Raw genomic sequence first — 548 nt, forward strand, 5'->3', positions numbered from 1 at the left:
ATGAAACATATATCAAAGTAAAAGGGCAATGGATGTATGAAACATATATCAAAGTAAAAGGGCAATGGATATATTTATATCATGGTGTTAATTTGAAAGGAAACACAAACCATTCTTTCTAAGCAAAACAAAAAACCAGAAGGCTACAAAGCGCTTTTTCAAGAAAGCTTTGCGGCCTTTTCATGTTTCAAAACKTCTTGTTATAGCGATCGATAAGAATCCAKTTTMTTATCTTCATGTTAAGTATTGAGGTGGTTGGAATGAAATGAATTGTATTTCAGRGGTYTTTWATGACYATATAAAGATTTTTTTGAAKAATAKGGTAAATTAAAGAGCRTGATAAATTAAGTATTTATTAATAGTAATATCGTTACTTGATATATCTATATTATATGTATAACATAGATTACTTGATATATCTATATTATATGTAATTATACATGTCCAAATAAAGGGAAAAAAGTATAAGTAATCCTACTAAATTATTCTATAAGTATTTTTTCTAAAATAAAACTAGCTCGGTAAAAATAAAATAGTTATTTTTTAAC

The 548-nt window shown here is 25.5% G+C and carries 1 pseudogene; it reads left to right on the plus strand.

The annotated features are described in order from the left end of the window. Positions 1 to 223: pseudogene (locus AC1DJR_RS32970) on the plus strand (DDE-type integrase/transposase/recombinase); the annotation flags it as partial. Between the last annotated feature and the right edge of the window lie 325 nt (positions 224 to 548).

Source organism: Bacillus sp. 05T31 (assembly GCF_056396725.1).